Raw genomic sequence first — 26,439 nt, forward strand, 5'->3', positions numbered from 1 at the left:
GCGCACGCATCGAGAGTTTCGAACCGACTGAGGAATTGGATCCATCCGCATGGGTCGCCCTCGGGTTCGCCATCGAGTGCTGACCCCTGGCGCATAGTTGGCAAACGCGATTCCCGCACTCGACGTGAAGGCAGGAACCTGATGAAGATTCCACTTCTTGCGTGCCCTTATGAGCCGCGAGTCAGCGCCTACGCGCAACACGTGGAGGACAGTACTAGGTCCTATATCCGGCAACACGGCATCCTTCATTCCAAGCAGGCCCTGTACCACTACGACCACACCGGGTTTGGCCAACTCGCGGCCCGCATCTATCCGGACGCAGGGAAGGACGAGCTGACTCTAATCTCCCGATGGATCGCCATCTGGGCGATTTTCGACGACCAGCTGGAGAAGGTTCCCGACGAGCAGGACCGGGAGGTGCTGAACGCCGTATTCAACACGGCAGAATCGTGGTTCTCGGACCCATTCGATGTTTCATCGGAAACTGCCGAGAGCCCCTTCCGCGCGGCATTGCTCGAAATGCTCGGAGAAATCGCCAAAATGATGTCCAAGGATTGGGTAACAAGGTTCCTCGCTGATGCACGCGACTATCTTGTCGGAGCACGCTGGGAGGCGGGCAACCGATTCATGGCCCGCACCCCGACACTCGATTCCTACACCGTCGCCCGAAGGCGGTTCGGGGGAATAAGGATGGCCATGGATCTGGCAGAGCTCGGTGGCAGGTATGAGCTGCCCAGCGAGGTCCTGGACAGCTCGCCGCTAGTCGAGGCCGTGGACAATCTGGGCGACATCGCGCTCTGGGCCAACGACATATTCTCCCTCACGGTCGATCTGGAGGAGGGCAACGTCAGCAATCTTGTCCTGGTACTCCAGGGGCACTGGGAGGAATCCCTGGAGCAGGCAACCGGCCGGGCGATCGCGATGCTGGAGGACAGGGTTGGAGACCTCCCCACCGCCGAGGTCCGGTTGCGTGACTGGAGCCGCGCTACCGGTCAAGGGCCCACTGTGCAGCGCGACATCGAACGGTACATCGACGGAATGCACACCTGGATCAGTGGGAACGACCATTGGTCGCGAGGAAACGAGCGCTACCGAACCGCCGTCGACCGAGTGTCGGACCTTCAGCCGAACCTGCTTCTCCAGGCGGTGGACCTAACGTCGAGGACACCACAAGCACGCCAAGCACGACCCACGGCACGAGGAGGTGGGCGATGAGCGCTCCTCCGATACCTGACGGCGCACTTCCCGGACTGGGACACCTGGGACGCCTGGCACGAGACCCTCTGGGGTTCATGGAATCTGTCCGCCCGCTGGGACAGGTCGTGCTGATTCGCCTCGGGCGCACCCCCTATTACGTGATCAACGATCCCAGCCTGATCCGACAGGTCCTGGTCACGGATGCAGTGAGGATGCGGAAAGGGGTGCAGTACGAGAAGCTTCGCCCCTTGCTGGGAAACGCTGTCGCGATGACGGCCGGGAGAGAACATCGCGATCGCCGCAGGCGGCTGCAACCGGTCTTCCACCCTGACCGGATCAGGGGCTACTCGGCTCTCATGCACCAGGCTGCTGTGGAGACGGTGGACACCTGGGCACCGGGCGGGACCGTCGACGTGGTGGCCGAGATGCACCGGCTGGCACTGGTCGTGGTATCCCGCGCGCTCTGTTCGGCCGAGTTGAGTGACGAGGCATCGGCGACGATCCAGCGGGATCTTCCCGCTGTGCTCTCCGGGATCACCTGGCGCTCTCTCTTCCCCGGCGGGCTGCTCGAACAGCTTCCGCTGCCCATGAACCGGAGGTTCACTCAAGCCAATCAGCGACTCCTCACCACCATCGAAGGCCTGGTCGCAGCACAACAGGACTACGGCACTGACGGCGGCGACTTGCTCTCCCGACTGCTGCGAGCCGAGGGGGGCCGACTGGGCGCCATGCCGGATACCGCTGCAGTGCGCGATGAGGCCGTCAACCTCCTTTTTGCCGGAACCGAGACCACTGGCAGCGCCCTCGCTTGGCTCTGGTACGCAGTCAGCGAACACCCGAAGATCGAAGAGCGCCTCGCCGAACATGCCTGTGACGGAGACCTCTCCTACGCGGAACGCGTCGCTCGCGAGACACTGAGGCTCTACCCCCCGGCGTGGCTCATCTCCCGTCGCTCCACCGAACCCGTACGGCTCGGCGCATACGAGATCCCTATGGGAGCGTCCATTCTGTTCAGTCCGTACTCCCTGCATCGCGAACCTTCTGTCTTTCCCGACGCGACCTCCTTCGACCCCGACCGGTGGCTGCCAGACCGTGAGCGCGAGATCCCACGGGGGGCATACCTGCCGTTCGGCGCCGGACCGCATAACTGCATCGGAGAGAGGTTCGCACTCCTAGAGATGTCCATCGTGGCAAGCACCATTGCCGCTCGGTACCGGCTTGTGCCGACCGGCCCGGTGAGGAAGAGGGCCCGTGCGACCCTGGCACCCGCAGGTCCAGGTATGCGCCTGAGTCCCAGGTGACGACCTCTCCATGGAGGTATGCGCAGAGAACCGTGCACCAGTGGCGCACCGAGCAACAGATCATCGAGGTCTGCTGCCTGTGCCGAGCGGGCCCAGGAATGCCGCGAACCCCTTGAGAAGACGTGGGCGAAAGTCGCCCCTCTCGACCGGCAGACCGGCGCACTCCGGGACCTGGACCGAGTGTGCCCCGGAAACAGCAGAAGCTAGCGGTCAAGCAACTCTCTCCGCAGTGCCGCCACTCGTCAGCCGGTCCGGCCGCGCGAGCACTGAGCCGGCACCCCTCCGCCCCGATCGTGCGCTGCCCCTGTGGCGCATGGGCGGGGCGCAGCCGGGTGCGCAAGGATGGGGGTATGCCCAACCGACTCGCGCAGGCCACGTCCCCGTACCTCCTCCAGCACGCGGACAACCCCGTTGACTGGTGGCCCTGGGAGGCCGAAGCGTTCGAAGATGCCCGGCGGCGCGATGTCCCCGTGCTCTTGAGCGTCGGCTACAGCGCCTGTCATTGGTGCCACGTCATGGCGCACGAGTCCTTCGAGGACGACGACACCGCTGCGTACATGAACGAGCACTTCGTCAGCGTCAAGGTCGACCGCGAGGAGCGCCCCGACGTCGACGCCGTCTATATGGAGGCCGTGCAGGCCGCCACCGGGCAGGGTGGCTGGCCCATGACCGTCTTCCTCACTCCGGACGCGGAGCCGTTCTACTTCGGTACGTACTTCCCGCCGGCCCCCCGGCACGGCATGCCGTCGTTCCGGCAGGTGCTGGAGGGGGTCGCCGCTGCCTGGGGCGGGCGGCGTGAGGAGGTTGCCGAGGTGGCCGGGAAGATCGTCAGGGAGCTGTCCGGGCGGTCGCTGGCGTTCGGCGGGCAGGGGCAGCCCGGCGAGGAGGAGCTCGCGCAGGCGCTGCTGGGGCTGACCAGGGAGTACGACCCGGGGCACGGCGGGTTCGGCGGGGCGCCGAAGTTCCCGCCGTCGATGGCCGTCGAGTTCCTGCTGCGGCACTACGCGCGCACCGGGGCCGAAGGGGCGCTGCAGATGGCCGCCGACACCTGCGAGGCGATGGCCAGGGGCGGGATCTACGACCAGCTCGGGGGCGGTTTCGCACGGTACTCGGTGGACCGTGAGTGGGTGGTCCCGCACTTCGAGAAGATGCTCTATGACAACGCCCTGCTGTGCCGGGTGTACGCCCATCTGTGGCGGGCGACCGGCAGCGATCTGGCCCGCCGGGTCGCCCTGGAGACCGCGGACTTCATGGTGCGGGAGCTGCGGACGCCCGAGGGCGGGTTCGCCTCCGCGCTCGATGCCGACAGTGCCGTCGAGGACGGACGGGGGCACCCTCAGGCCGAGGGCTCCGGGGAAGGAGCGGGACGGCATGTCGAGGGGGCGTACTACGTCTGGACGCCGGCCCAGCTCGTCGACGTACTGGGCCCGGAGGACGCGGAGTTCGCCGCGCGGCACTTCGGGGTGACCCAGGAGGGGACCTTCGAAGAGGGTGCCTCGGTGCTGCAACTCCCGCAGGATGCGGGTGTGGTGGATGCAGAGCGGCTCGCCGGGATCAGGGCGCGGCTGCTCGCCGCTCGTGAGGAGCGGCCCCGTCCGGGGCGGGACGACAAGATCGTCGCTGCCTGGAACGGGCTGGCGATCGCCGCGCTGGCCGAGGTGGGCGGGTATTTCGACCGGCCGGATCTGGTCGAGCGGGCGACGGAGGCCGCCGATCTGCTCGTGCGGCTGCACATGGACACCGGCGCGCGCCTCGCCCGTACGTCCAAGGACGGGCACGTGGGTGCCAACGCCGGGGTGCTGGAGGACTACGCCGACGTGGCCGAGGGCTTCCTCGCGCTCGCGGCCGTCACGGGTGAGGGAGCATGGCTGGAATTCGCCGGCTTCCTGCTGGACATCGTGCTCGATCAGTTCGTGGGTGAGGAAGGCGCGCTCTACGACACCGCGCACGATGCCGAGCAGTTGATCCGGCGGCCGCAGGACCCGACCGACAATGCCACGCCGTCCGGCTGGACCGCGGCCGCCGGGGCGCTGCTGTCGTACGCGGCGCACACCGGGTCGGAGGCCCATCGTGCCGCCGCCGAGCGGGCGTTGGGGGTCGTGAAGGCGCTCGCGCCGCGCGCGCCCCGGTTCATCGGCTGGGGGCTCGCCGTCGCCGAGGCGCTGCTCGACGGGCCGCGTGAGATCGCCGTCGTGGGGCCGCCGGAGGCCCCGGGCACCCTGGCGCTGCACCGTGCCGCGCTGCTGGGCACCGCGCCCGGTTCGGTGGTCGCCGTGGGGGAGCCGGACAGTGCGGAGTTCCCTCTGCTCGCGGGCCGTCCGCTGGTGGACGGCGGCCCTGCCGCGTACGTCTGCCGGCATTTCGTCTGTGCCGCTCCTGTCACCGAAGTCGAGGCGCTGGGGCGGGAGTTGACGCCTGATACGTGAGGGGTTCCGGAGAAATCCGGTGTCCTGACCGAAACGCGCCATTCATCAAAAGAGGCACGCGGCCGTCACGATTTCTGCCTAGTCTCTTCACCGCTGACTCAGCAGCTGCACATGGGGGACATGTGCAGGGGGGATTCAGGGGGGAAGAGCGCGACGGCGATGCGAGCTGCCGTCGTGGCGGTCACCCCTGTCGAGGGGGGCCAATGGTCACGTCCGACTTCGTCACGTCTGCCTTCATCGCCACGGTCTCGCTGGCGCTCTTCTGGATGGCGGCGTTCACTCTCTGGTGGCAGATGCACGCGTGGCGTACGCCGGAGACGCTCGCGGCGACGCGCTTCCAGAGCCCGGCGGGCGCCGCGGGGCTGTCGTTCTCGCTGCTGCTGCCGGCCCGCCACGAGCAGCTGGTGCTGGAGCACACGATCAGCCGGCTGCTGGAGTCCAGTCATCGCGACTTCGAGATCATCGTCATCGTCGGGCACGACGATCCGGAGACCACCGAGGTCGCCGTGCGGGCGGCGACCCGCGATCCGGACCGGGTGAGGGTCGTCGTCGACACCCACGACACGAAGAACAAACCGAAGGCGCTGAACACGGCCCTTCCGCACTGCCGCGGCGACGTCGTCGGGGTCTTCGACGCCGAGGACCAGGTCCACCCGGAGCTGCTCGCCCATGTCGACCACGCCTTCACCGACACCGGCGCGGACGTCGTCCAGGGCGGGGTCCAGCTGATCAACTTCCACTCCTCCTGGTACGCGCTGCGCAACTGCCTGGAGTACTTCTTCTGGTTCCGCTCCCGGCTCCATCTGCACGCCGCCAAGGGCTTCATCCCGCTCGGCGGCAACACCGTCTTCGTCCGTACCGACGTGCTGCGCGAGGCCGGCGGCTGGGACCCGCAGTGCCTGGCCGAGGACTGCGACCTCGGTGTACGGCTCTCCTCCGCGGGCAAGAAGGTCGTCGTCGCGTACGACGCCGACATGGTCACCCGTGAGGAGACTCCCGGCACGCTGATGTCGCTGCTCAAGCAGCGCACCCGCTGGAACCAGGGCTTCCTCCAGGTCTACCGGAAGAAGGACTGGCAGCAGCTGCCCACGCTGGGGCAGCGGATGCTCGCGCGCTACACGCTGATGACGCCGTTCATGCAGGCGTTCACGGGGCTGGTCATCCCGCTCAACGCGGCGATCGCGATCTTCCTCGACGTGCCCGTGGGGATCGCCTTCATCACCTTCCTGCCGCTGATCACGGCGGTGGTGACCTTCGTCTTCGAGATCGTCGGGCTCCACGACTTCGGTTCGCAGTACGGGCTCCGGGTCCGGCTGCCGCACTACCTCAAGCTCATCGCCGGCGGCCCCTTCTACCAGGTGCTCCTCGCGGGCGCGGCCGTGCGGGCCGTGTGGCGCGAGCAGCGGGGCCAGGGCGAGTGGGAGCTGACCAGCCATGTCGGCGCGCACCTGACCAGTGACTCCCGCGATTCCCGCGATTCCCGCGACTCCCGCGACCCTCGCGACCCTCGCGATTCCCGTGACTCCCGAGAGGACGTCCACGCGTGACCTCGACCCTGACGGCGGCGCCACCCGTGGCGGCCGCCCGCTCTGCCGATCCCGGAAACCGGCCGGCCGTGCGGCCGCCCGTCGTCCGCTTCCGTTCCTCCCGCTCCGATCTGCTGCTCTGCGGGGCGCTGCTGGTGGCGGTCCTGCTGGTGCAGGGCTGGAACATCCAGCACTTCCCGACCCTGAGCGACGACGAGGGCACGTATCTCGCCCAGGCGTGGGCGGTCCAGCAGGGCGAGGGCCTCGCCCACTACACGTACTGGTACGACCATCCGCCGCTCGGCTGGATCCAGCTCGCCGCGCTGACCTGGATCCCCTCGCTGATCGCTCCCGACACGATGACGGTCGCCTCGATGCGGGGCGCGATGCTGCTGGTCAGCGGTGCGAGTGCGGTGCTCCTGTATGTGCTTGCGCGGCGGCTGTGGCTGCCGCGCTGGGCGGCGGCGCTGGCGATGGCGCTCTTCGGCCTCTCGCCGCTGTCCGTCGTCCTCCAGCGGGAGATCTTCCTCGACAACCTCGCAGTGATGTGGATGCTGCTGGCCTTCTGCCTCGCCGCGTCGCCGAGCCGGCACCTGTGGCACCACTTCGCCGCGGGGCTCGCGGCGGCGGTCGGGGTGCTGACGAAGGAGACGATGCTGGTGGTGCTGCCGGCGCTGCTGGTCACGATGTGGCGCTTCAGCCATCGCGACACCCGCAAGTTCGCGGTCACCGGCGCGGTCACGGCGTGCGCGCTGATCGGCTTCTCGTATCCGCTGTTCGCCCTGCTCAAGGGCGAGTTGCTGCCCGGCGAGGGCCATGTGTCGCTCTGGGAGGGCATCACCTACCAGATGAGCCGCGAGGGCTCCGGCTTCATCCTCAGCGAAGGCACCGGCTCGCACGGCGTCTTCGAGTCCTGGCTCTACTACGACCGTGTGCTTCCCCTCGGGGGCCTCGCGGGCGCGGCGCTGCTGCTGGCCACGCTGCGCTGGTCGGTGACCGCGCGGGCGCTCGCCGGTCCCGCGCTCGCCGTCGCGATCCTCGCGGCGGTCGCGCTGCGGCCCTCGGGCTATCTGCCCGCCATGTACGTCATCCAGGCGCTGCCCTTCCTGGCGCTGGTGCTGGCGGGCGGCGCGGCGAGCGTGGCGCACGCGGTGCTGCGGCGGTGGCGGCGGCCGGGGGAGGGGCGCCCGCTGACGCTCGCGCGCCGCACGGTCGCGGTGCTGCTCGCCGTGGGCGCCGCGGCGTACGTCGTCCCGCGCTGGTACGACGGCGTACGCACCGCCGTCACGGCCGACGCCAACGCCCCCTACCGGGCCGCGGCGACGTGGCTGAGGACCGAGGTCGCCGACCCCGCCCGCACCCGGGTCCTCGTCGACGACGCGCTCTGGCTCGATCTCGTCCACGCGGGGTACGAGCCCGGCCTGGGCGCGATCTGGTTCTACAAGGCCGACCTCGACCCGGCGGTGGCCAGGACGATGCCCGGCGGCTGGCGCGACCTCGACTACGTCGTGGCGTCCCCGACGGTACGCCGCGACGCACGCGACCTGCCCAATGTGCGGGCCGCGCTGGAGCATTCGACGCCCGTCGCCACCTTCGGCGAGGGCGAGGACCGCATCGAGATCCGCGAAATCGGGGGAGCTGAGCCGAAGTGACGACTCATCACACACGGGCCGAGGGTCTCGGCGATCCGTCCGGCGGCCTGTCCGCCGGCGCACCCCTGACCGTGCCGGGTGCGCTCCCGGAACCCGCAGGCGTCGCCGAGCCGGCCGTCGTCACCATCGTGATCCCGACCTTCAACGAGTCGGGGAACGTACGCGAGCTGTTGGCACGGCTCACCGAGTCGGTGCCCTCGCGGCTGCCCTGCGAGGTCGTCTTCGTCGACGACTCGACCGACGACACGCCCGCCGTGATCGCCGATGCCGCACGCGACTGCCCGTTCCCGGTGGCCGTCATCCACCGGGACGTGGCCGAGGGCGGGCTGGGCGGTGCCGTCGTCGAGGGGATGAAGGCCGCGGGGTCGGACTGGATCGTCGTGATGGACGCCGATCTCCAGCATCCGCCGGGCCTCGTGCCCGATCTCGTCGCCACCGGCGAGAAGGAGTCCGCCGATCTCGTCGTCGCCAGCCGCTATCTGCCCGGCGGCAGCCGGTCCGGACTCGCCGGCGGGTACCGGATCGCCGTATCGCGCGCTGCGACCCTGCTGACGAAGGGGCTGTTCCCCCGCGCCCTGTACGGGATCAGCGACCCGATGAGCGGCTTCTTCGCGATACGCCGCGCCGCCGTGACCGCCGAGGCGCTGAAGCCGCTGGGCTACAAGATCCTGCTGGAGCTGGCCGTACGCTGCCGGCCCACCGCCGTCGCCGAGGTGCCGTTCGTCTTCCAGGACCGCTTCGCCGGCGAGTCCAAGTCGACGGTGAAGGAAGGCGGGCGCTTCCTGCGGCATCTGGTCGAGCTGCGCACCGCCTCCGCCCCGGCCCGCATGGTCGCCTTCGGGCTGATCGGCCTCACCGGCTTCGTGCCCAATCTGCTCGCGCTGCACGTCCTGGCCGGCGCGGGGCTGCACTATCTGCCCGCCGAGATCGTCGCCAACCAGTTCGGCGTGATGTGGAACTTCCTCCTCATCGAGGTGCTGCTCTTCCGCGACCGGCGCCACCACCGGCACTGGGCGGACCGCATGGGCCGGTTCGCGCTGCTCGCCAACGCCGATCTCGTCCTGCGCATCCCGCTGATCGCCCTGCTCGTGGGCGAGTTCGGGCTCGCGGTGCTGCCCGCCACCACGCTGGCGCTGCTCACCACCTTCGTCCTGCGCTTCGCCGGGACCGAAGCGCTCGTCTACCTGCCGCACCGCAGGAGCCGCACCCCGAGGAGCACCTCATGAAACGCCTTGTGAGACGAAGGAGAAGGACCGCCCTGCTCGCCGTCGCGGCGATGACCGCCGGACTCGTCCTCTCCGCCCAGCAGCCCGCCACCGCCGGCCCGAACCTCGTCAAGAACCCCGGCTTCGAAACCGCCGGCACCGGCACCGGCACCGGCACCGGTATGCCGTCCTGCTGGTCGAAGTCGGGCTGGGGCGACAACGACTTCACCTTCACCACGACCACCGACGCCCACTCCGGCACCGCCGCCATGAAGGTCGAGCTGACCCGCCGCGTCGACGGCGACCGCAAGGCCCTCATCACCGAGTCCGCCGCCTGCGCCCCGCAGGTCGTCCCCGACCGGCAGTACGACCTGTCGTTCTGGTACAGGTCGACGACCCCGGACACCGCCCTCACCCTCTTCCGCCACGACACCACCGCCGGCTGGCAGTACTGGACCGATCTGCGCACCCTCCCGATGGAGGGGGACTGGACCCGCTCCGAGGTCCGTACGCCCGTCATCCCGCCGGGCACGGACCGGATCGCCTGGGGCGTCTCGGTCTTCGGCACCGGCAGCGTCACCACGGACGACTACGTGATGGAGGAGGTCGCGCCGCCCGCGCCCGACCCGGTGTGCACCGGAACGCCGGAGGAGTGCGCCAAGGGCCGGTGGGACGTCATGCCCACGCAGAACCCGGTGCGCTCGATGCACTCGGTGGTGCTGCACAACGGCAAGGTGCTGCTGATCGCGGGCTCCGGCAACGACGAGACGATGTTCGAGGCGGGCACTTTCACCTCCGCCGTGTACGACCCGGTGGCGGGTACGTACGAGAACATCCCCACGCCCGCCGACATGTTCTGCGCCGGCCATGTCCAGCTCTCCGACGGCCGGGTGCTCGTGATGAGCGGCAACAAGGGCTACCCGTCCGCCGACGGCACCATCGGCTATCAGGGCCTGAAGGACTCGTACGTCTTCGACCCGGCGACCGCGACGTACACGCGCACGAACGACATGAACGGCGGTCACTGGTACCCGTCGGCGACGATCCTCGGCAACGGCGACGTCATCTCCTTCGGCGGGCTGAAGGAGGACTCGACGGGCAATGTGACGGCGGAGAAGTTCTCGGCCGCCGAGAACAAGTGGCTGCCGCTGCACCAGGTCAACCAGACCTGGTCGTTCTGGGGCCTGTACCCGTCGATGATCCTGATGCAGGACGGCCGGCTCTTCTACTCCGGCAGCCATGTCTTCGGCAACGGCACCCCGGGCACCGGCGCCTCCGTCTACGACTACGACGCCAACTCCATCACCGACGTCCCGGGCCTGCGGAACAAGGACCAGCGCGACGAGAGCGCCAGCGTCCTGCTGCCCCCGGCGCAGGACCAGCGGGTCCTCACGATCGGCGGCGGCAACAACGAGACCAACCCGGCCGCCAACCGCCTCACCGACCTGATCGACCTCAAGGAGCCGAACCCGCGGTACACGGCGGGCCCGCCGCTCCCGCAGGGCCTCGTCGACCAGGGCCAGGGCAAGCGGCCGCAGACCGGCGACGAGGGCAAGATGTTCGTCTCGGCGGTGCTGCTGCCGGACGGCAAGGTCCTGGAGACCGGCGGCGGACTGCACGACCGCGCCGACCCGGTGTACGAGGCGTCGTTCTTCGACCCGGTGACCAACACGTACGAGCCGGGGCTCGCGGCCGACCCGATCCCGCGGACCTACCACTCGTCGGCGTTCCTGCTGCCCGACGGCCGGGTGATGGCCGTCGGCGACAACCCGGGCAACGGCACGTACAACCACAACGTGTCGGTCTACACACCGCCCTACCTCCTCAAGGGCCCCCGCCCGCGCATCACTTCGGTGATCGACAAGGAGTGGCAGTACGGCGACACCCAGCGGATCACCGTCGACCGGCCCATCGCCAAGGCGGAGCTGATCCGCCCGGCGGCCGTCACGCACTCGTCCGACCCGAACCAGCGGTTCGTGGACCTGCCGATGAGCGTCCTCAGCGACACGACGATCGACCTGAACGTCACCGGCAATCCGAACCTCGCCCCGCCCGGCTGGTACATGCTCTTCGGCGTCGACGCCAACGGGGTGCCGACGGTGGCCGAGTGGGTGCATCTGGGCGGCGGTCCCGCGACGGCTCAGGCCGCGGCCTCGTCGGCCCATGTCCACGACTTCGCGAACGACCTCGCCCAGTCGCCGCGGAGGAACGGCGGGAAGCGGGCGTCGGCCCCGGTCAGTCCGCAGGTCGCGGGCTGCGACCGGCACTACGGCTCGGCGAACGTCTGCGTGCCGCTGGCCTTCCCGGAGCCGGTCAGGGCGACGACGAAGTCCCGGTGCGACTGGCTGGCGGCGCACGGCTACGGCCGGTTGAAGGTCAACGGCAAGGACGACCCGCTGCGGCTCGACCCGGACCGGGACGGCAGGACCTGCGGCAAGGGGGACCTGAAGAGGCAGCTCAGAGGGTGAGACCGCCCTTGAGCGTGTCCAGCGTGCGGTTCACGAGCGCGACCAGGTCGTCCTCCTGGTCGCGCTCGGCCCAGTAGAGCATCGCCTCGCGCAGCGCGCCCATCACCGACGCCGTGAACACCCGGACCTCCAGATCGTCGGGGGCGCGCCCGGCGCGCTCGGCGATCGGACGGGCCAGCAGCTGGGAGGTCTCGGCCATGGTCTCCGCCATCCGGCCCCGGAGCGCGGGGACTTCGGCCATGAGCCTCGTGCGCTCGTACATCTCCCGGGGTTCGTTGCGGAGGATCTCGGCGACCGCGGCGGTGAGGACGATGCGGAGGGATTCCAGCGGCGGCTCGTCGGCGGGCCGTGCCCGCAGCACCTGCTCCATGACCGGGTCGTACTCGTCGGTCAGGACGATGTCCTCCTTGGTGGGGAAGTAGCGGAAGACGGTGGACGGGGAGACCTCGGCCGCCGCCGCGATCTGGTCGATGGTGGTCGCCTCGTACCCCTGCTCGGCGATCAGCCGGTACGTGGCCCGGCGGATCGCCCGCCGGGTCTTCAGCTTCTTGCGCTCACGCAGCCCCATCGGGGGCGGAGGCGCTGCGAGCGGCGGGTGGTGTGCGGAGGCGGCCATGGGTGTCATTGTCGGACACCCGCCGAGGCCCCGGCCATGCCTGGGAGCTCGACCGGCGCCTCCTTCTGATAGTCACCGTCAAGTGATAGTGACTCTCAAAATCTGGAGGGTGTCAATACACCGGAGGGCCCGCGGCTGCTGCCGCGGGCCCTCCGGAAGGGTCGGGCTGCTCAGGCGTGCTGGTAGGCCACGAGCGAGATGCCGACGTAGTGGACGACGAAGGCCGCCAGCGTGAAGGAGTGGAACACCTCGTGGAAGCCGAACCAGCGCGGTGACGGGTTCGGCTTCTTCATGCCGTAGACCACGCCGCCCGCGCTGTAGAGCAGCCCGCCCACGATCACGAGCACGAGCACCGCGATCCCGCCGGTGCGCAGGAAGTTGGGCAGGAAGAAGACGGCGGCCCAGCCCATCGCGATGTAGCACGGCGTGTAGAGCCAGCGCGGGGCGCCGACCCAGAACACCCGGAACGCGATTCCCGCAACCGCTGCCGCCCAGACCGCCCACAAGAGCACACGCCCGGTGGAGTCCGGAAGGAGCAGCAGTGTCAGCGGGGTATAGGTACCGGCGATGATCAGAAAAATGTTCGCGTGGTCGAGCCGGCGCAGGACGGCCGTCGCGCGCGGGCCCCACTCCCCGCGGTGGTAGAGCGCGCTCACGCCGAAGAGCAGGCAGGCCGTGAGCACGTAGACGCCGCAGGCGATCCGGCCGCGCGTCGAGTCCGCGAGCGCGGTGAGCACGATTCCTGCGACGAGCACGGCGGGGAACATCCCCGCGTGCAGCCACCCCCGCAGCCTCGGCTTCAGTGGCGGCGGGTCGATCTCGGTCGCATCGGGCGCGGCTGCTGTCATGACGGCATGCTACCTACGCTTCCGTAGGTAACAGCAGACGTGCGCGACGGAGGCGAACAGGGGATACGAGTGGTAATGCTCACGTGAGAGGTCCTCTGGACATATGGGCACACTCCACGGATGATCAGATGAGTGCGGTCGGCACCGGATGAGCGCCAGTAGATCAGTGCAGTGAAGCATCCGGGTCGCAGCCCCCACGGGGCAACAACCTCAAACCCCTCACTTAGGAGCGATCGTGGCGCGCGAATTCGCGGCTCCCGGCACCACCCCCACCCATCACCAGGAACTGATCGCCTGGGTCGACGAGATCGCAGAGATCACGCAGCCGGACCGGGTGGTCTGGTGCGACGGCTCCGAGGCCGAGTACGACCGGCTGTGCGAGGAACTGGTCGCGAAGGGCACGTTCAGGAAGCTGGACCCGATCAAGCGCCCGAACTCCTACTACGCCGCGTCCGACCCGACCGACGTCGCACGCGTCGAGGACCGCACCTTCATCTGCTCCGAGAACGAGGCGGACGCCGGCCCCACGAACCACTGGAAGGCCCCGGCGGAGATGCGCGACATCTTCACCGGCGAGCAGGGAGTCTTCCGCGGCTCGATGCGCGGCCGGACGATGTACGTCGTCCCGTTCTGCATGGGCCCGCTCGGTTCGCCGCTCTCCGCGCTCGGCGTCGAGATCACCGACTCCGCGTACGTCGCCGTCTCCATGCGCACCATGACCCGCATGGGGCAGACCGTCCTCGACGAGCTCGGCGACGACGGCTTCTTCGTGAAGGCCGTCCACACCCTCGGCGCGCCGCTCGAGCCCGGCCAGGAGGACGTGCCGTGGCCGTGCAACAGCACGAAGTACATCTCGCACTTCCCGGAGACCCGCGAGATCTGGTCCTACGGCTCCGGCTACGGCGGCAACGCGCTGCTCGGCAAGAAGTGCTACGCCCTGCGCATCGCCTCCGTCATGGCCCGCGACGAGGGCTGGCTCGCCGAGCACATGCTCATCCTCAAGCTGACCCCGCCGCAGGGCGAGTCGAAGTACGTCGCCGCCGCCTTCCCCTCCGCCTGCGGCAAGACCAATCTGGCCATGCTGGAGCCGACGGTCTCCGGCTGGAGCGTCGAGACGATCGGCGACGACATCGCCTGGATGCGCTTCGGCGAGGACGGCCGGCTCTACGCGATCAACCCCGAGGCGGGCTTCTTCGGCGTCGCGCCCGGCACCGGTGAGCACACCAACGCCAACGCCATGAAGACGCTGTGGGGCAACTCCGTCTTCACCAACGTCGCGCTGACCGACGAGGGCGACGTGTGGTGGGAGGGCATGACCGAGGAGCTGCCCAAGCACCTCACGGACTGGAAGGGCAACGACTGGACGCCGGACTCCGAGACCCCGGCCGCCCACCCCAACGCCCGCTTCACCGTCCCCGCCGGCCAGTGCCCGATCATCGCGCCCGAGTGGGAGGACCCGAAGGGCGTGCCGATCTCGGCGATCCTCTTCGGCGGCCGCCGCGCCTCCGCCGTCCCGCTGGTGACCGAGTCCTTCGACTGGCAGCACGGCGTCTTCCTCGGCGCGAACGTGGCGAGCGAGAAGACCGCCGCGGCCGAGGGCAAGGTCGGCGAGCTGCGCCGCGACCCGTTCGCGATGCTCCCGTTCTGCGGCTACAACATGGGCGACTACATGGCCCACTGGCTCACGGTCGGCAAGGCTGCGGTCTCGCGGGGGGACGCCGCGAAGCTCCCGAAGATCTACTACGTCAACTGGTTCCGCAAGAACGACGCCGGCAAGTTCGTCTGGCCCGGCTTCGGCGAGAACAGCCGCGTCCTGAAGTGGATCGTCGAGCGCCTGGAGGGCAGGGCCGAGGGCGTGGAGACCCCCATCGGCATCCTCCCGACGAAGGCCGCCCTCGACACCGACGGCCTCGACCTCGCCGAGGAGGACCTGGACTTCCTCCTCAAGGTCGACACCGACATCTGGCGCGAGGAGGCGGCGCTGGTCCCCGAGCACCTCAACACCTTCGGCGACCACACCCCGAAGGAACTCTGGGACGAGTACCGCGCACTCGTCGCCCGCCTGGGCTGACGCGAGTCCCGCTGCCGACAGGGCTGGGGCCCGCCCCCGTACAACGACGTACGGTGGCGGGCCCCAGCCCTTCCCGATGGCTGCCCGGGTCAGCCGAGGGCCTTCTTCTGGTTCCAGCTGTTCGTCACGACCGTGGTGTAGGCACCGATGGCGGACGCTCCGCCACGGTAGTAGCGGACGGATCCGAACTGGTCCTTCAGACGGCGTACGCGTTCCGCGTCTTGTAGTGCCCTGGCACCGGGTGTGCGGGTCCTGGCGGCGTGGTAGGTGGTAGCGCTTCGATGGCCGGTCGAGCGAGATCGCGAAAGAAGGCCGACGCCGCTTGATCTCCTCGGCCTTCTCCGAGGTGGCGCCCGGCCACAGTGGCCGGTTGCCGGTGCCGGGTGCCGCGCGGCTTCACTGCCCCCGCCCGCGTTCCTCCAAGTACCGCGTGTGCGTCTCCTGGCGGCGGGTCTCCTGGTCGCGCAGTGTCGTCGCGATGGATTCCGCCTCGGTGCGCAGTGCGCCGAGCTGGCGTTCCAGGTGGCGTTCCGGGGGCTCCGTGCCCGGGTTGAGGCGGGTCCACCAGCGGGTGCGGGTGTAGGTGTCGACCGACTCCGGGATGTCCTGGCGGATGGCGCGGGAGAGGGCGTGGACCGATTCCGGGTCCGTCGCGAGGGCGTCGGCGACCCAGCCGGGTTCCAGGAGGGCCGTGAGCAGGGTGTCGAGTTCGGTGAGGCGGCCGGCCGCCGCGGGGGGCAGGTCGATCTCGGTCAGGTAGGCGCGCAGGCGGTCGAAGTCGGCGCGGAGTTCGTCGAGTTGTTCGGCGGGGTCGGGGAAGCCGGGGGCCGCCGGGCGTTCGGGCGGGGCGATGAGGGCTCCCGCGCGGTACAGGCCCGCGACGACGACGGGCCAGTACGCGCCCGCCGCGCCCGCGAGGGTCAGGCCGAGGCCGAGGAGGCCGCAGGCGCTGCCCGCCAGGTTCTTCTTCGAGCCGAGGTAGTCGAGCATCCGGCCGCCGCCGGTCCTACTGGTAGCCACGGATCTCCTCGAATGCTCCGTCCAGCGACCCCTTCTGCGCGTCGAAGAGCCGGCCGCCGGTGAGCCCGGCGATCCGTTCGAGCTCCGCGCGGTCGGAGTCCCCGAAGAGGATGGGGAAGACGGGGGTGTCGCGCAGCTGCCCCGGTGGCAGCCCCCGGTAGTACGTCTCGAAGCCCTCGGCGGACGCGCCGGTCGTGTTCTCGCCGTCCGTCATCAGCACGATCGATGTGAACGCGTCCTGGTTGCCGCCCTCGGGCGTCTGCCCCAGGTAGCGGTAGGCGTGCAGCAGGCTCGTGAAGATCGCGGTGTCGCCGTGCGGCGTCAGCTGGTTCACGTCCCGCTCGATGGCCTTGCGCGCCGCCTCGGGGTCGGAGGGGTCGAGCGTGTGCGTGTACAGCGACTTCACATCGGTTCCGAACGGCATCAGCGTCACCTCCTCCCGCTCCCGGAACTCCCCGGTCAGACGCAGCAGCGCCTGCTCCAGTCCTTCCATGCGCTCGCCCTCCATCGACCCGGAGGTGTCGAGGACGTACACCGTGCGCGAGGGCCTGCGCAGCTTGTTCTCGTACGCGTCGAGGAGGCCGTCGGCGACGGACCGGCTGCCGGGGAAGGGGAGCTCGCGCCGCTGGCCGGTGGCGAGCCCGGTGGCCGGACGTACGGAGGCGACGACGGGCCGGCGGAACGTCTTCTCCGTGATCGCCCGCTGCGCCTCCGGCGTCCGCAGGTACTCGGTCAGCGCCCTGCCGGACTCGCGCGCCTCCTGCGGCGCGGACGTGAGCAGCGTGAAGTCTCCGCGCACGGTCTTCGTTGCCGTGCCCTGGTCCTGATTCCGGCCTGCCAGGAAGGCGTACACGACGCCGCCCATCAGCAGCACCGCCAGGACGATTCCCACGATGCGTCTCACGTGGGGAGCGTGCTCTCGGAATCCCACATTCCAGGCGGAGTCGGATGGACGAGAGGTGAAGCGGCGATCCCGGTATGCAACCGGAATCGGCCATTCAATGACGGCCCGTCAACGACGGACTCCGGAGGTGCCGGGCCTCGGTCGGGCACCCGGTCCGCGCGCCTCCGCGGCCCGCGGACCGGGGCGTCAGGGGGCGCCGACCAGCTGCGCGTCGCGCAGGGCGGCGTTGTGCGCGTCCATGCGCTCGGCGGCCAGGATCGCGGCGGCGGTGTCGGCGCGGGACGCGGCGACGACGAGGGCGCGCCCGGCGAGCGCGAGGGCCCGCCGGTGCAGGGCGGCCGGGTCGCCGCCGGTCAGCCCGGCGTGCCGGGCGGGCGGGGTGCCGCGCAGCCGGGCGACCTGCTCGGCGATGCGGTCGGCGGCGGCGTCGAGCCCGAGCTCGTCGGTGACGGCCAGGAGGGCTCCCAGGTGACCGGCGAGCTGGATGTCGAGCTCCTCCTCGCGGGTGCGGTGGGGGAAGTCGGACGCGTCGGCCACCGAGTGGACGGACTTCGAGCGGATCGGTTCGTACATGGCGGGGGCCTCCTCGCACGGTCAGGAGACCATCCTACCTTGGATCCAGTCTAAAGTTATGCCCGATCGGAAAACCGGCCAAGATCCTGGTCCGGCGGCGGGGCTAGGGCGTGTTGCGAAAGTAGCGTCGTCCGCCCGTAGGGCGGGCGCGCAGACGGGACTTTCGCAACACGCCCTAGTGCTGGCTGTATCCGTCCAGGAAGTTACCGATCCGCGTCACCGCGTCCGCGAGATCCTTCGTGTTCGGCAGCGTGACGATCCGGAAGTGATCGGGCTCGTGCCAGTTGAAGCCGGTCCCGTGGACCACCATGATCTTCTCGGACCGCAGCAGGTCGAGCACCATCTGCCGGTCGTCCTTGATCTTGTACACGGCCGGGTCGAGCCGCGGGAAGAGATACAGCGCGCCCTTGGGCTTCACGCAGGTCACGCCCGGGATCCGGGTGAGCAGGTCGTACGCCGTGTCCCGCTGCTCCAGCAGCCGCCCGCCCGGCAGCACCAGGTCCTCGATCGACTGCCGCCCCTGGAGCGCCGCGGCGACCGCGTGCTGGGCCGGCATGTTCGCGCACAGCCGCATGTTCGCCAGGATCGTCAGGCCCTCGATGTACGAGACCGCGTGGCTCTTCGGGCCGCAGACCGCGAGCCAGCCGCTGCGGTAACCCGCCACCCGGTAGTTCTTGGACATCCCGTTGAAGGTCAGGACCATCAGATCGGGCGCGATCGAGGCGGTCGGGGTGTGCGTGGCGCCGTCGTAGAGGATCTTGTCGTAGATCTCGTCCGAGCAGACCACCAGCTGGTGGCGGCGGGCGATCTCGGTCAGCCCGCGCAGCATCTCGTCGTCGTAGACGGCGCCGGTCGGGTTGTTCGGGTTGATGATCACGATCGCCTTGGTCCGATCGGTGATCCTGCGCTCGATGTCCGCGAGATCCGGCATCCAGTCGGCCTGCTCGTCGCACCGGTAGTGCACGGCCGTGCCGCCCGCGAGCGCGACGGCGGCGGTCCACAGCGGATAGTCCGGCGCCGGCACGAGCACCTCGTCGCCGTCGTCGAGCAGCGCCTGCATCGACATCTGGATCAGCTCGGAGACGCCGTTGCCGAGGTAGATGTCCTCGACCGAGAGCGGAATGCCCTTGGTCTCGTAGTGGCTCATGATCGCGCGACGCGCGCTGAGCAGGCCCTTCGCGTCACCGTATCCGTGCGCGTCCCCCACGTTGCGCAGGATGTCCTCGAGGATCGCCGGCGGGCACTCGAACCCGAAGGCCGCGGGGTTGCCGGTGTTGAGCTTGAGGATGCGGTGGCCTGCGGCCTCCAGCCGCATCGCCTCCTCGAGCACCGGACCCCGGATCTCGTAACAGACGTTGGCGAGCTTCGTCGACTGGATCACCTGCATGACGTGAGCTTACGGGTGCCCGGTGAAACCCGCTTCGTGTTTTCGGCCACGCCGGGGACCCCGGGCCGGCGCGAGCCGGGAGGCCGGGGCGCCGACCACGGGGTCAGAGTGTGAACCGGCAGGTCAGGAGGTGACGACGTAACAGGTGAATTCGCCGGTCACCGACGTCTGCGTCGTCTCACCGACCGAGACGTTCACCGACGACGAGCCGGTGAACGCGAACCGTCCCGCGGGCCTGCCGTCGCGCTGCCACTCCTTCGGCGCGGCGGCGTACGCACGGCCGCACTGCTCCTCGGCGAAGTCGTTCCCGTCCTTGGCCGTCTGCTCGCCCGGGAAGGTCCGGTCCACCGCGGTCTGGGCGAACACCCGGATGTCGTGCCGCTCCGCGCAGTCGACGGGTCGTACGACCGCCACGGTGCCGAGCCCCGTGTCGGTGGCGCCGCACCGGCCGCGCTTCAGGGAGGCGACGGGGGCGAGCACCGTGCCGGCGTCCTCGACTCCTGCGCCGTCCTTGCGTGTCCTGCGGTCTTCATCCCCACCCCTTGTCCCCACCCTCGTCCCCACCGGGTGGTCGCCTCGTGCGACCAGGCCATATTTCTCGGCCGCGCCCCCACGTCACCAGCACAAGATGATCACGAGAGGGGGAACAGGTGCCGTTCGGGCCGCTGCCCGTGCGGCCCAATCAGGCGTGCCGTGCGGCGTCGCAGCACGTACAAAACAGGCATGGGGGAAACCACGCGCCGCAGCGCGCTCGTCGTCTTCCTGGAGCTGGAGCCGTAGACCATGTCCGAAACCGGCGAAGCAACCGTCTGCCCGTTCGACTTCAGCGAGGCCCTGGAGTTCGATCCCTCGCTCACGATGCTCATGGCCCGCGAATCCGGCGTCACCCGGATCCGGCTGCCGTACGGCGACGCGGACGCGTGGCTGGTCACGGGCTTCGAAGGGGTGCGGCAGGTGACCACCGACCACCGGTTCAGCCGGGCGGGGATCATGGGGCGCGACTATCCGCGGCTGACGCCGGAGCCGATCGTGTCGCCGGAGTCGATCAACGTGATCGACCCGCCGCGCAGCACCCGTCTGCGCCGGCTGGCCTCGCAGGCGTTCACCAAGCGGCATCTGGACGCGATGCGGCCGGCGATCGAGCGGCTGGTGGACACGCTGCTCGACACGATGGCGGAGCAGGGGCAGCCGGCCGATCTGGCGGCGCACCTGTCGAACCAGCTGCCCCAGCACACCATCTGCGAGCTGCTCGGCATCGCCCCGCAGGACCGGCCCCGCATGCAGGAGTACGCCCACCAGCTGCTCTCCACCAGCCCGGAGAGCCGGAAGGTCGCTGCGGCCGCCAAGGCGGAGCTGCGGGAGTACTTCGGCGGGCTCGTCGCCGAACGCCGCCGCGACCCGGGCGAGGACCTGATCAGCGCCCTGGCCGCGGCCAGGGACGGCGAGGACGCCCTCGACGACCAGGAACTGGCGGTCATGGCGCTGACGCTGATGCTCAGCGGCCACGACACGGCCACCTGCCAGATCAGCAACATCGCCTACGTCCTGCTGACCCGCCCCGAGCTGATGAAGCACCTGCGGAGCCGCCCCGAGACGCTCACGCCCGTCCTGGAGGAGCTGCTGCGCTTCATCCCCTTCCGCAAGGGCGTCGGCATCCCCAGGGTCGCCCTGGAGGACGTGGAGATGGACGGCGTACGGATCCGGGCGGGCGACTTCGTCCATGTGTCCTACCTGACGGCGAACCGCGACCCCGAGCGCTACCCGGACCCCCACACCATCGACCCCGACCGCGCGCCCCAGCCGCACATGACCTTCGGCTGGGGCGGTCACCGCTGCATCGCCGCGCCGCTGGCCATGGCGGAACTGGAGGCGGCGATCGGCCGCCTCCTGGAACGCTTCCCCGAGCTGCGCCTCGCGGTGCCGCCGGAGGAGGTGGTCTGGGACACCGAGACGATCCGGCGCTTCCCGGTCGAGCTGCCGGTCGCCTGGTAGTGCCGCACGGCGCAGCTTCAACCGACCTTGCGCAATTCGCCGTCGTCGAAGACCGCCACCATCATGAGGCTCCCGCCGAGGGCCTTGATGTAGCGTGCCACGACATCGGTGCCGGACACCTGGCCGCTCTCGATCTGTGACACGCGGCCCTTGCTGACACCCATGCGCTCGGCGACCTGCGCCTGTGTGTAGCCGCGCTCCTCTCGCATCTCGACGAGCCGCCAGGCGCGAGCCTCGGTGAGCAGCCGCTCGGCTCCCTGGACGAAGGCGCCGCTTCCGCCCGCGAGCTCTTCTGCCCGCTCGCGGTGGCCACTCGCCGACCACTTGACGTGTCCGCTCACTGTCCCAGCTCCTCCGTACGGGCGGCGATGTACTCCGTGTACCGGCGCTCCGCCATGGGGATCGCCTCGTCGTACCAGGCTTGCCAGCTACCGGCCTTGTTGCCCGCCACCAGCAGGATGGACGAGCGCCACGGGTCGAACATGAAGAGGATGCGTATCTCGCTGCGCCCTGTGGATCCAGGCCGTAGCTCCTTGAGATTGTGCAGGACCGAGCCCTTGATCCGGTCCACCAACGGGCGCCCTTCGGCGGGACCGTTGCACACGAGGATCCAGATGGCCTGATTCACCAGCACGTACGAGATCGGATCGGCCTTCTCCAGGTCGTTGAGCCACTGATCCACCTCGCTGGTCAGGTAGACGTCCCATTGCTCTGACACATCCCTACCTCTCCTGAGTTTAGCAAAAGCTAAACTGCTGTGGGATGGGAGGTCGCGGGTTCGGGACTTGTTCACTCCAATGGGTGTCTGTGGTGTTCCCTCGCGGGGTGAGGGGGGCGGGGCTACCCGTCCTGGTCCGCGCCCAGGTTCGGCGGGTTCGGGATCCGGTTGCCGAAGTAGTCGCGGGTGAGGCCGTCGCCGATCGGGAGGCCCGCGCCGAGGGCCGGGGAACCGGCGCTCAGGCGGACGTCGCGCGGGGTCGTCGGGGAGGCGGAGACGAAGAGCGGGTCGGCGGTGAGGGCGGCGGGGTCGCGGGGCTGGGAGGTGTGCCAGTAGAGGTTGTTCTCGTAGACGCTCCGGGTGTCGATGATCGGGGATCCTGCCGAGGGGGCGCCGACGAAGACGTTGTTGCGGAAGGTGACGCCGGTCGGGCCGTTGTTGGAGACGAGCGCCGTGTCCGCGCGGTCGGTCACGATCGTGTTCGCGTAGATCTGCGTGTCCGTGGTCGGGGCGCAGACGACCGAGACCACGCCGTAAGGAGCCATCGTGTTGCGGTCGTTGACGCTGATGTTGTGGCGGACCCGGTTGCCGTTCGTGGTCATTCCCGCGCCGTTGCAGACCAGCAGGAAGCCGCCTTCGTTGTCGTGGCTGTAGTTGTACTGGTAGACGTTGCGGTTGTTGCCGCCGTCGATGTCGTACGCCATCGAGTCGAGGGTGCCGTGGCCACCCGTCACCTCGTTGTACTGGTAGAGGACGTCGTCCGAGTTCCACGCCCAGATACCGGCGTTGTAGCCGGCCGAGCGCATGTTGAAGCCGTTCACGTAGTTGTGCTCGACGAGCGCGCCCTTCGCCGTCTGGACGACGATGCCGTCGCCGCCGACGTCGTACACCTCGTTGCGGTGGATCCGCAGACCGGTGATCGCCTCCCAGCTCGTGCCGGGTCCGTTCGGGTGCTCGGGCCTGCGGCCCCAGGTGGAGGAGGTGCCGATGCCGGTGCGGTCGGTGCGGCGGACCGTCGAGTCCTCGATGCGCACGCCGTCGAAGCGCGTCGGCACGGCCGAGCCCGTGACGGAGAAGAGGATTCCGCCGCTGGGGTCCGGGTCCTTGAAGTCGGCGCCGTTGACGTCGTGGACGTCCACGCCGTCGACGACGTAGTGGCTGCCGGTGCCGAAGTCCGTGAGGCGGACGAGGAGGCCCGCGCGGCGGTCCGTGGTGGTCGGGGCGCCGGTGTTGGAGATGTCGAGGTTGCGGACCTCCCAGCCCTCGACGTTGAGCAGCAGCACGGCGGCGCGGGCGCCGCCGCCCTCGATACGCGGTTTGGCGCCCTTGCCGTACGCGTCGATCGAGATCGGCTCGGCCGCCGTGCCGGAGCCGGTGGGGGCGAGCACCCCCGCGCAGGTGCGGCCGCGGCGCAGCAGCAGCCGGTCGCCCGGCCCGTAGGCGCGCGACGCCCGGTCGAGGGTGCGCCAGGCCGTGGCGGTGCCGGTGCCCGGGGCGTCGTCGCTGCCGCGCAGACAGTCCACGTAGTACGTGGTGCCGGCCGGCGCGTGCGCGGCGGCGGCGGTCGCGGGCAGGAGTCCGGTCAGGGTCGCGGCGAGCGCCACGAACGTACGCATCAAGGGAATCGCCATGGGCGGGAAGCTATGGCCGGGGCGGTCTCCCGGGCCATGGACGTACGTGCCTGGTGGTTGGACGTAAACGGTACGCTCGGCAACTCGACAATCCGTACGAAACGTCGAGGTGCGGCGACGCGCCGACGCGCAGGATCGGGGTCCGGGATCGGGGTCCAGGATCGGGGTGGAGGTGAACCGCACGCTCATGTGGCCGCGAAGCGCCGCCGGAACACGCCGGCTCGGGGCCGTCGGGTCGCTCGCCGTTGCCGCCGGGGGCATGGCCGCCGGGGCGCTGCCCGCCCGTGACCCCTGGGGCCTGTGGGTGCCGCGGGGATCCGCCACGACCGTCGCCGCGTCGGTCCTCGCGTACGCCGGGCTCACCCTGCTGGTCATGGCCTGGTGGGCGTACCGGGAATCGGCCGCGGAGCAGCGGGTGCGCGACACCGTCGTCACCCTCGGCTGGTGGGTCGCGCCGCTGCTGCTGGCGCCGCCCCTCCACAGCGCCGACGTCTACAGCTACCTCGCCCAGGGCGCGATGGTCCTCGACGGCCACGACGTCTACGCGCACGGGCCGTCGGCCCTCGGCCCCGACTCACTCGGCGCCGACGCCGCGGCGAGCGTCGGCGGGAACTGGACCGACACGCCCGCGCCGTACGGCCCGCTGTTCCTCGTCCTGGCCGAGGCCGTCACCTGGACGACCGGCGGGGCCGTCGTGCCCGGCGTGCTCGGGCTGCGGCTCCTGGCCGTCGGGGCGCTCGCACTGATCGTGTGGTCCGTGCGGCGCCTCGCCGTGGAGTGCGGCACGAGCGAGAGCGGCGCGGTGTGGCTGGCGGCGCTCAACCCCCTGACGCTGATGCACGTCGTGGGCGGCGCGCACAACGACGGACTGATGATCGGGCTCATGCTGACCGGTGTCTGCTGCGCGCTGCGCGGGCGCTGGCTGCTGGGCAGCGCGGCCGTCGCGCTCGCGGCGACGGTCAAGTCACCGGCCGCCGTGGCCCTGTTGTTCATCGGCGTCATCGCCGTACGCCGCGGGGACGGGCCGGTGCTCCGCCGGGTGGCGACGGCGGTGCTCGGGCCGGTCGCGGTCGCGGCGGCCGTCGCGACCGCGGCCACCGTCCTCGGCGGCACGGGCTTCGGCTGGCTGCGCACCCAGGGCGTCGCCGCGGCGATACACACGCCGCTCTCCCTCACCAGCGACCTCGGCCTCGCCGCGGGGTACGCGGCCCGCCTGGTCGCGGGCACGGACCCCTTCGCGGTCAGGAGCGCGGCCCAGAGTCTCGGCCTCGCCGCCGCGCTCGCGGTGATCGCCGTGCTCGCGCTACGGGCGCTGCGCGGGCGGCTCGATCCCGTCCGTGCGCTGGGGCTTTCGCTGCTGGGGCTGGTCGCGCTGTCGCCGATGGTGCAGCCGTGGTACCTGCTGTGGGGGACGGCGGTGGCGGCCGGGGCCACGGCGTGGGCCGACGGCACCGACCGGACCGAGCACAGCGAGTGGACCGACCGGACCGACCGGACCGTGCCGGTCCTGATGGTGCTCTCGGTGGCGCTGGTGTACGAGACGCATCCGTCGGGCCACACGCCTGCCTACGGATTCGTGCTGGCGGGCGTGGCGGCGGCCGTGGCGACCGTGTCCGTCCGCCGGGGCCCGGGGCGACGACCGGAACCCGGCCCCGTCCTCACGGCGGAGCGGGCGTACTGACGGGCGTACTGACGGGCGTACTGAGGGCGTACTGAGGGCGTGCTGGCGGGCGTACTGGCGGGCGTACTGGCGGACGTACTGCCGGGCTGCTGAGCAGAGGCGCGCGCCCGCACACCACCTGCGGGTCTTCGACGGCCGGGTCACCCTGGGCAGCTTCTTGCGGTCGCGGTACGGACGATGCGGGGCGACGCTGTGACTGTCAGGCAACGCGGAAGGTGGCGGCCATGTCGAACACACGCGGCGGGGCCTGGCCGGGCCCGACCGAGCCCCGCAACGAGGACTGGGTGACGGGCGCGCCCTTCTTCGCCGGCTTGGCGCTGGAGCTGAGCGGAACGCTGAGCGTCGCTCTGGGGGCCGCCGGTATCGCGAACGACACCATCTTCAGGGCGGCTCGGTACGTCTACCGGTTCGATCTGACCGCGTGGGGCTGGATCCATGTGGTGATCGGCATCGGGCTGATCGCCGCGGGCCTGGGGGTGCTGGCAGGCAAGAGCTGGGGCAAGTCGGCCGGTATCGCGCTGGGCGCGGTGAGCCTGATCACCCAGTTCCTGTTCATCCCGTACTACCCGTTCTGGTCGATCAGCGTGATGACGCTCGACCTCCTCGCCATCTGGGCGTTGAGCAGGTCGGGCGAGGCCGACTGGCGGGCTCGGTAGGCGGGTCTCCCGCGACGCCGCCCCCTTACACCCGGGGCATCAGGGCGGGCGCTCACAGTCCGACGGTGCCGTCGATGCCTTCCCGGAGGAAGTCCGCGTGGCCGTTGTGCCGCGCGTACTCGTGGATCAGGTGCAGCATCACCAGCCGCAGGGAGACGTCCTCGTCCCACCGCGGGAAGTACCCCGTCACGTCGAGCGATTCGGCCTTCCGCTCGATCCTGCGTGCGTGGGCGATCTCCGCCTCCCAGGCGGCGAACGCCTCCGCGGCCGTCGCGTCCGACGTGTCGAACGCTTCCTGGCGGTCGCCCTTGTCCGACCAGAGGAAGGGGACGTCCTCACGGTCGATGATCCGGCGGAACCAGGTCCGCTCGACCTCCGCCATGTGCCGGACGAGGCCCAGCAGGGAGAGCGTCGACGGAGGCATGGACGCACGGCGCAGTTCGTCGTCGGAGAGGCCCTCGCACTTCATGGCGAGGGTCGCGCGGTGGTAGTCGAGATAGGCGCGCAGCGTCTCGCGCTCGCCGCCGCGCACGGGTGGTGAGGTGCGTTCGTCGGTCACTTCGGCCT

At 70.1% G+C, this 26,439-nt stretch carries 21 protein-coding genes and 1 pseudogene; 11 read left to right on the forward strand and 11 right to left on the reverse strand.

The features are described 5' to 3' along the window. Nucleotides 1-141 precede the first annotated feature (141 nt). The 7 genes from KK483_RS22900 (at nucleotide 142) to KK483_RS22930 (ending at nucleotide 11,775) form a co-directional block, all read left to right on the forward strand. A complete protein-coding gene (locus KK483_RS22900; RefSeq protein WP_262007089.1) occupies nucleotides 142-1,215 on the forward strand; it encodes a terpene synthase family protein in 1,074 nt (357 codons plus the stop codon). Further along, nucleotides 1,212-2,498 (forward strand): cytochrome P450, encoded by a 1,287-nt coding sequence (locus KK483_RS22905; protein ID WP_262007090.1) that lies wholly within the window; start codon nucleotides 1,212-1,214, stop codon nucleotides 2,496-2,498. Before KK483_RS22900 ends, KK483_RS22905 begins: the two co-directional genes overlap by 4 nt. Nucleotides 2,499-2,848: 350 nt before the next feature. Then, the gene (locus KK483_RS22910) at nucleotides 2,849-4,924 is read left to right on the forward strand and encodes a thioredoxin domain-containing protein (RefSeq protein WP_262007091.1); all 2,076 of its coding nucleotides are present in this window, start codon (nucleotides 2,849-2,851) and stop codon (nucleotides 4,922-4,924) included. Nucleotides 4,925-5,127: 203 nt separating this feature from the next. Continuing rightward, a complete protein-coding gene (locus tag KK483_RS22915; protein WP_262007092.1) occupies nucleotides 5,128-6,471 on the forward strand; it encodes a glycosyltransferase in 1,344 nt (447 codons plus the stop codon). Next, complete coding sequence (locus KK483_RS22920; protein ID WP_262007093.1) at nucleotides 6,468-8,102, forward strand: glycosyltransferase family 39 protein; 1,635 nt, start codon at nucleotides 6,468-6,470, stop codon at nucleotides 8,100-8,102. The genes KK483_RS22915 and KK483_RS22920 overlap by 4 nt, the downstream gene beginning before the upstream one ends. Beyond that, nucleotides 8,099-9,328 (forward strand): glycosyltransferase family 2 protein, encoded by a 1,230-nt coding sequence (locus tag KK483_RS22925; RefSeq protein WP_399014571.1) that lies wholly within the window; start codon nucleotides 8,099-8,101, stop codon nucleotides 9,326-9,328. Before KK483_RS22920 ends, KK483_RS22925 begins: the two co-directional genes overlap by 4 nt. Further along, nucleotides 9,325-11,775 carry a galactose oxidase early set domain-containing protein gene (locus KK483_RS22930; RefSeq protein WP_262007094.1) on the forward strand — a complete coding sequence of 817 codons (2,451 nt, stop codon included), beginning with the start codon at nucleotides 9,325-9,327 and terminating at the stop codon, nucleotides 11,773-11,775. The genes KK483_RS22925 and KK483_RS22930 overlap by 4 nt, the downstream gene beginning before the upstream one ends. Here KK483_RS22930 and KK483_RS22935 read toward each other — a convergent pair. Together KK483_RS22935 and KK483_RS22940 are read right to left on the reverse strand one after the other, a co-directional pair. Then, nucleotides 11,765-12,391, reverse strand: a complete 627-nt coding sequence (locus KK483_RS22935; RefSeq protein WP_262007095.1) for a TetR/AcrR family transcriptional regulator — start codon at nucleotides 12,389-12,391, stop codon at nucleotides 11,765-11,767. The two genes, KK483_RS22930 and KK483_RS22935, sit on opposite strands and share 11 nt — an antisense overlap. Nucleotides 12,392-12,561: 170 nt before the next feature. Continuing rightward, nucleotides 12,562-13,239: a hemolysin III family protein gene (locus KK483_RS22940; protein WP_262007096.1), complete on the reverse strand. Its 678-nt coding sequence runs from the start codon at nucleotides 13,237-13,239 to the stop codon at nucleotides 12,562-12,564. A gap of 235 nt (nucleotides 13,240-13,474) precedes the next feature. On the opposite strand from KK483_RS22940, the gene KK483_RS22945 reads away from it, so the two are divergent. Beyond that, nucleotides 13,475-15,310 carry a phosphoenolpyruvate carboxykinase (GTP) gene (locus KK483_RS22945; protein WP_262007097.1) on the forward strand — a complete coding sequence of 612 codons (1,836 nt, stop codon included), beginning with the start codon at nucleotides 13,475-13,477 and terminating at the stop codon, nucleotides 15,308-15,310. A 396-nt stretch (nucleotides 15,311-15,706) separates the two neighbouring features. Here KK483_RS22945 and KK483_RS22950 read toward each other — a convergent pair whose 3' ends face one another. The 5 genes and pseudogenes from KK483_RS22950 to KK483_RS22970 all read right to left on the reverse strand — a co-directional run bounded on the left by KK483_RS22950 (nucleotide 15,707) and on the right by KK483_RS22970 (nucleotide 19,674). Then, entirely contained in the window at nucleotides 15,707-16,300 is a 594-nt protein-coding gene (locus tag KK483_RS22950; RefSeq protein ID WP_399016151.1) for a hypothetical protein, read from the reverse strand. Nucleotides 16,301-16,316: 16 nt separating this feature from the next. After that, nucleotides 16,317-17,117, reverse strand: a pseudogene (locus KK483_RS22955) (VWA domain-containing protein); the annotation flags it as partial. A gap of 303 nt (nucleotides 17,118-17,420) precedes the next feature. Then, a complete protein-coding gene (locus KK483_RS22960) occupies nucleotides 17,421-17,807 on the reverse strand; it encodes a hypothetical protein (protein ID WP_262007099.1) in 387 nt (128 codons plus the stop codon). 175 nt (nucleotides 17,808-17,982) lie between these two features. Then, a complete protein-coding gene (locus KK483_RS22965) occupies nucleotides 17,983-19,194 on the reverse strand; it encodes a pyridoxal phosphate-dependent aminotransferase (RefSeq protein ID WP_262007100.1) in 1,212 nt (403 codons plus the stop codon). Nucleotides 19,195-19,317: 123 nt separating this feature from the next. Then, nucleotides 19,318-19,674 (reverse strand): septum formation family protein, encoded by a 357-nt coding sequence (locus KK483_RS22970; protein ID WP_262007101.1) that lies wholly within the window; start codon nucleotides 19,672-19,674, stop codon nucleotides 19,318-19,320. 303 nt (nucleotides 19,675-19,977) lie between these two features. Between KK483_RS22970 and KK483_RS22975 the strand changes: the two genes are divergently transcribed. Continuing rightward, entirely contained in the window at nucleotides 19,978-21,186 is a 1,209-nt protein-coding gene (locus KK483_RS22975; protein WP_262007102.1) for a cytochrome P450, read from the forward strand. 17 nt (nucleotides 21,187-21,203) lie between these two features. Here the strand turns inward: KK483_RS22975 and KK483_RS22980 are convergent, their stop codons facing one another. The 3 genes from KK483_RS22980 to KK483_RS22990 all read right to left on the reverse strand — a co-directional run bounded on the left by KK483_RS22980 (nucleotide 21,204) and on the right by KK483_RS22990 (nucleotide 23,535). Then, nucleotides 21,204-21,527: a helix-turn-helix domain-containing protein gene (locus tag KK483_RS22980; protein WP_262007103.1), complete on the reverse strand. Its 324-nt coding sequence runs from the start codon at nucleotides 21,525-21,527 to the stop codon at nucleotides 21,204-21,206. Continuing rightward, nucleotides 21,524-21,904 (reverse strand): type II toxin-antitoxin system RelE/ParE family toxin, encoded by a 381-nt coding sequence (locus tag KK483_RS22985; RefSeq protein ID WP_262007104.1) that lies wholly within the window; start codon nucleotides 21,902-21,904, stop codon nucleotides 21,524-21,526. Before KK483_RS22985 ends, KK483_RS22980 begins: the two co-directional genes overlap by 4 nt. A 122-nt stretch (nucleotides 21,905-22,026) precedes the next feature. Then, nucleotides 22,027-23,535 (reverse strand): right-handed parallel beta-helix repeat-containing protein, encoded by a 1,509-nt coding sequence (locus KK483_RS22990; RefSeq protein WP_262007105.1) that lies wholly within the window; start codon nucleotides 23,533-23,535, stop codon nucleotides 22,027-22,029. Between the two features lie 187 nt (nucleotides 23,536-23,722). Here KK483_RS22990 and mptB point away from each other — a divergent pair, with 187 nt between their 5' ends. Together mptB and KK483_RS23000 are read left to right on the forward strand one after the other, a co-directional pair. Next, nucleotides 23,723-25,216: a polyprenol phosphomannose-dependent alpha 1,6 mannosyltransferase MptB gene (gene mptB / locus KK483_RS22995; RefSeq protein ID WP_262009649.1), complete on the forward strand. Its 1,494-nt coding sequence runs from the start codon at nucleotides 23,723-23,725 to the stop codon at nucleotides 25,214-25,216. A gap of 224 nt (nucleotides 25,217-25,440) precedes the next feature. Beyond that, a complete protein-coding gene (locus tag KK483_RS23000; protein ID WP_262007106.1) occupies nucleotides 25,441-25,872 on the forward strand; it encodes a hypothetical protein in 432 nt (143 codons plus the stop codon). Nucleotides 25,873-25,924: 52 nt separating this feature from the next. Here the strand turns inward: KK483_RS23000 and KK483_RS23005 are convergent, their stop codons facing one another. Continuing rightward, on the reverse strand, nucleotides 25,925-26,431 hold the full coding sequence (locus KK483_RS23005; RefSeq protein ID WP_262007107.1) for a DinB family protein: 507 nt from the start codon (nucleotides 26,429-26,431) through the stop codon (nucleotides 25,925-25,927). Nucleotides 26,432-26,439: the final 8 nt, after the last annotated feature.

The organism is Streptomyces sp. FIT100 (assembly GCF_024584805.1).
GTDB lineage: Bacteria > Actinomycetota > Actinomycetes > Streptomycetales > Streptomycetaceae > Streptomyces.

Excerpts from the sequence above, each read along its gene's own strand:
- KK483_RS22900 (WP_262007089.1), top strand. The coding sequence starts at position 142 with ATGAAGATTCCACTTCTTGCGTGCCCTTATGAGCCGCGAGTCAGCGCC.
- KK483_RS22905 (WP_262007090.1), top strand. The coding sequence starts at position 1,212 with ATGAGCGCTCCTCCGATACCTGACGGCGCACTTCCCGGACTGGGACAC.
- KK483_RS22910 (WP_262007091.1), top strand. The coding sequence starts at position 2,849 with ATGCCCAACCGACTCGCGCAGGCCACGTCCCCGTACCTCCTCCAGCAC.
- KK483_RS22915 (WP_262007092.1), top strand. The coding sequence starts at position 5,128 with ATGGTCACGTCCGACTTCGTCACGTCTGCCTTCATCGCCACGGTCTCG.
- KK483_RS22930 (WP_262007094.1), top strand. The coding sequence starts at position 9,325 with ATGAAACGCCTTGTGAGACGAAGGAGAAGGACCGCCCTGCTCGCCGTC.
- KK483_RS22935 (WP_262007095.1), bottom strand. The coding sequence starts at position 12,391 with ATGGCCGCCTCCGCACACCACCCGCCGCTCGCAGCGCCTCCGCCCCCG.
- KK483_RS22940 (WP_262007096.1), bottom strand. The coding sequence starts at position 13,239 with ATGACAGCAGCCGCGCCCGATGCGACCGAGATCGACCCGCCGCCACTG.
- KK483_RS22950 (WP_399016151.1), bottom strand. The coding sequence starts at position 16,300 with ATGCTCGACTACCTCGGCTCGAAGAAGAACCTGGCGGGCAGCGCCTGC.
- KK483_RS22960 (WP_262007099.1), bottom strand. The coding sequence starts at position 17,807 with ATGTACGAACCGATCCGCTCGAAGTCCGTCCACTCGGTGGCCGACGCG.
- KK483_RS22965 (WP_262007100.1), bottom strand. The coding sequence starts at position 19,194 with ATGCAGGTGATCCAGTCGACGAAGCTCGCCAACGTCTGTTACGAGATC.
- KK483_RS22975 (WP_262007102.1), top strand. The coding sequence starts at position 19,978 with ATGTCCGAAACCGGCGAAGCAACCGTCTGCCCGTTCGACTTCAGCGAG.
- KK483_RS22990 (WP_262007105.1), bottom strand. The coding sequence starts at position 23,535 with ATGGCGATTCCCTTGATGCGTACGTTCGTGGCGCTCGCCGCGACCCTG.
- mptB (WP_262009649.1), top strand. The coding sequence starts at position 23,723 with ATGTGGCCGCGAAGCGCCGCCGGAACACGCCGGCTCGGGGCCGTCGGG.
- KK483_RS23000 (WP_262007106.1), top strand. The coding sequence starts at position 25,441 with ATGTCGAACACACGCGGCGGGGCCTGGCCGGGCCCGACCGAGCCCCGC.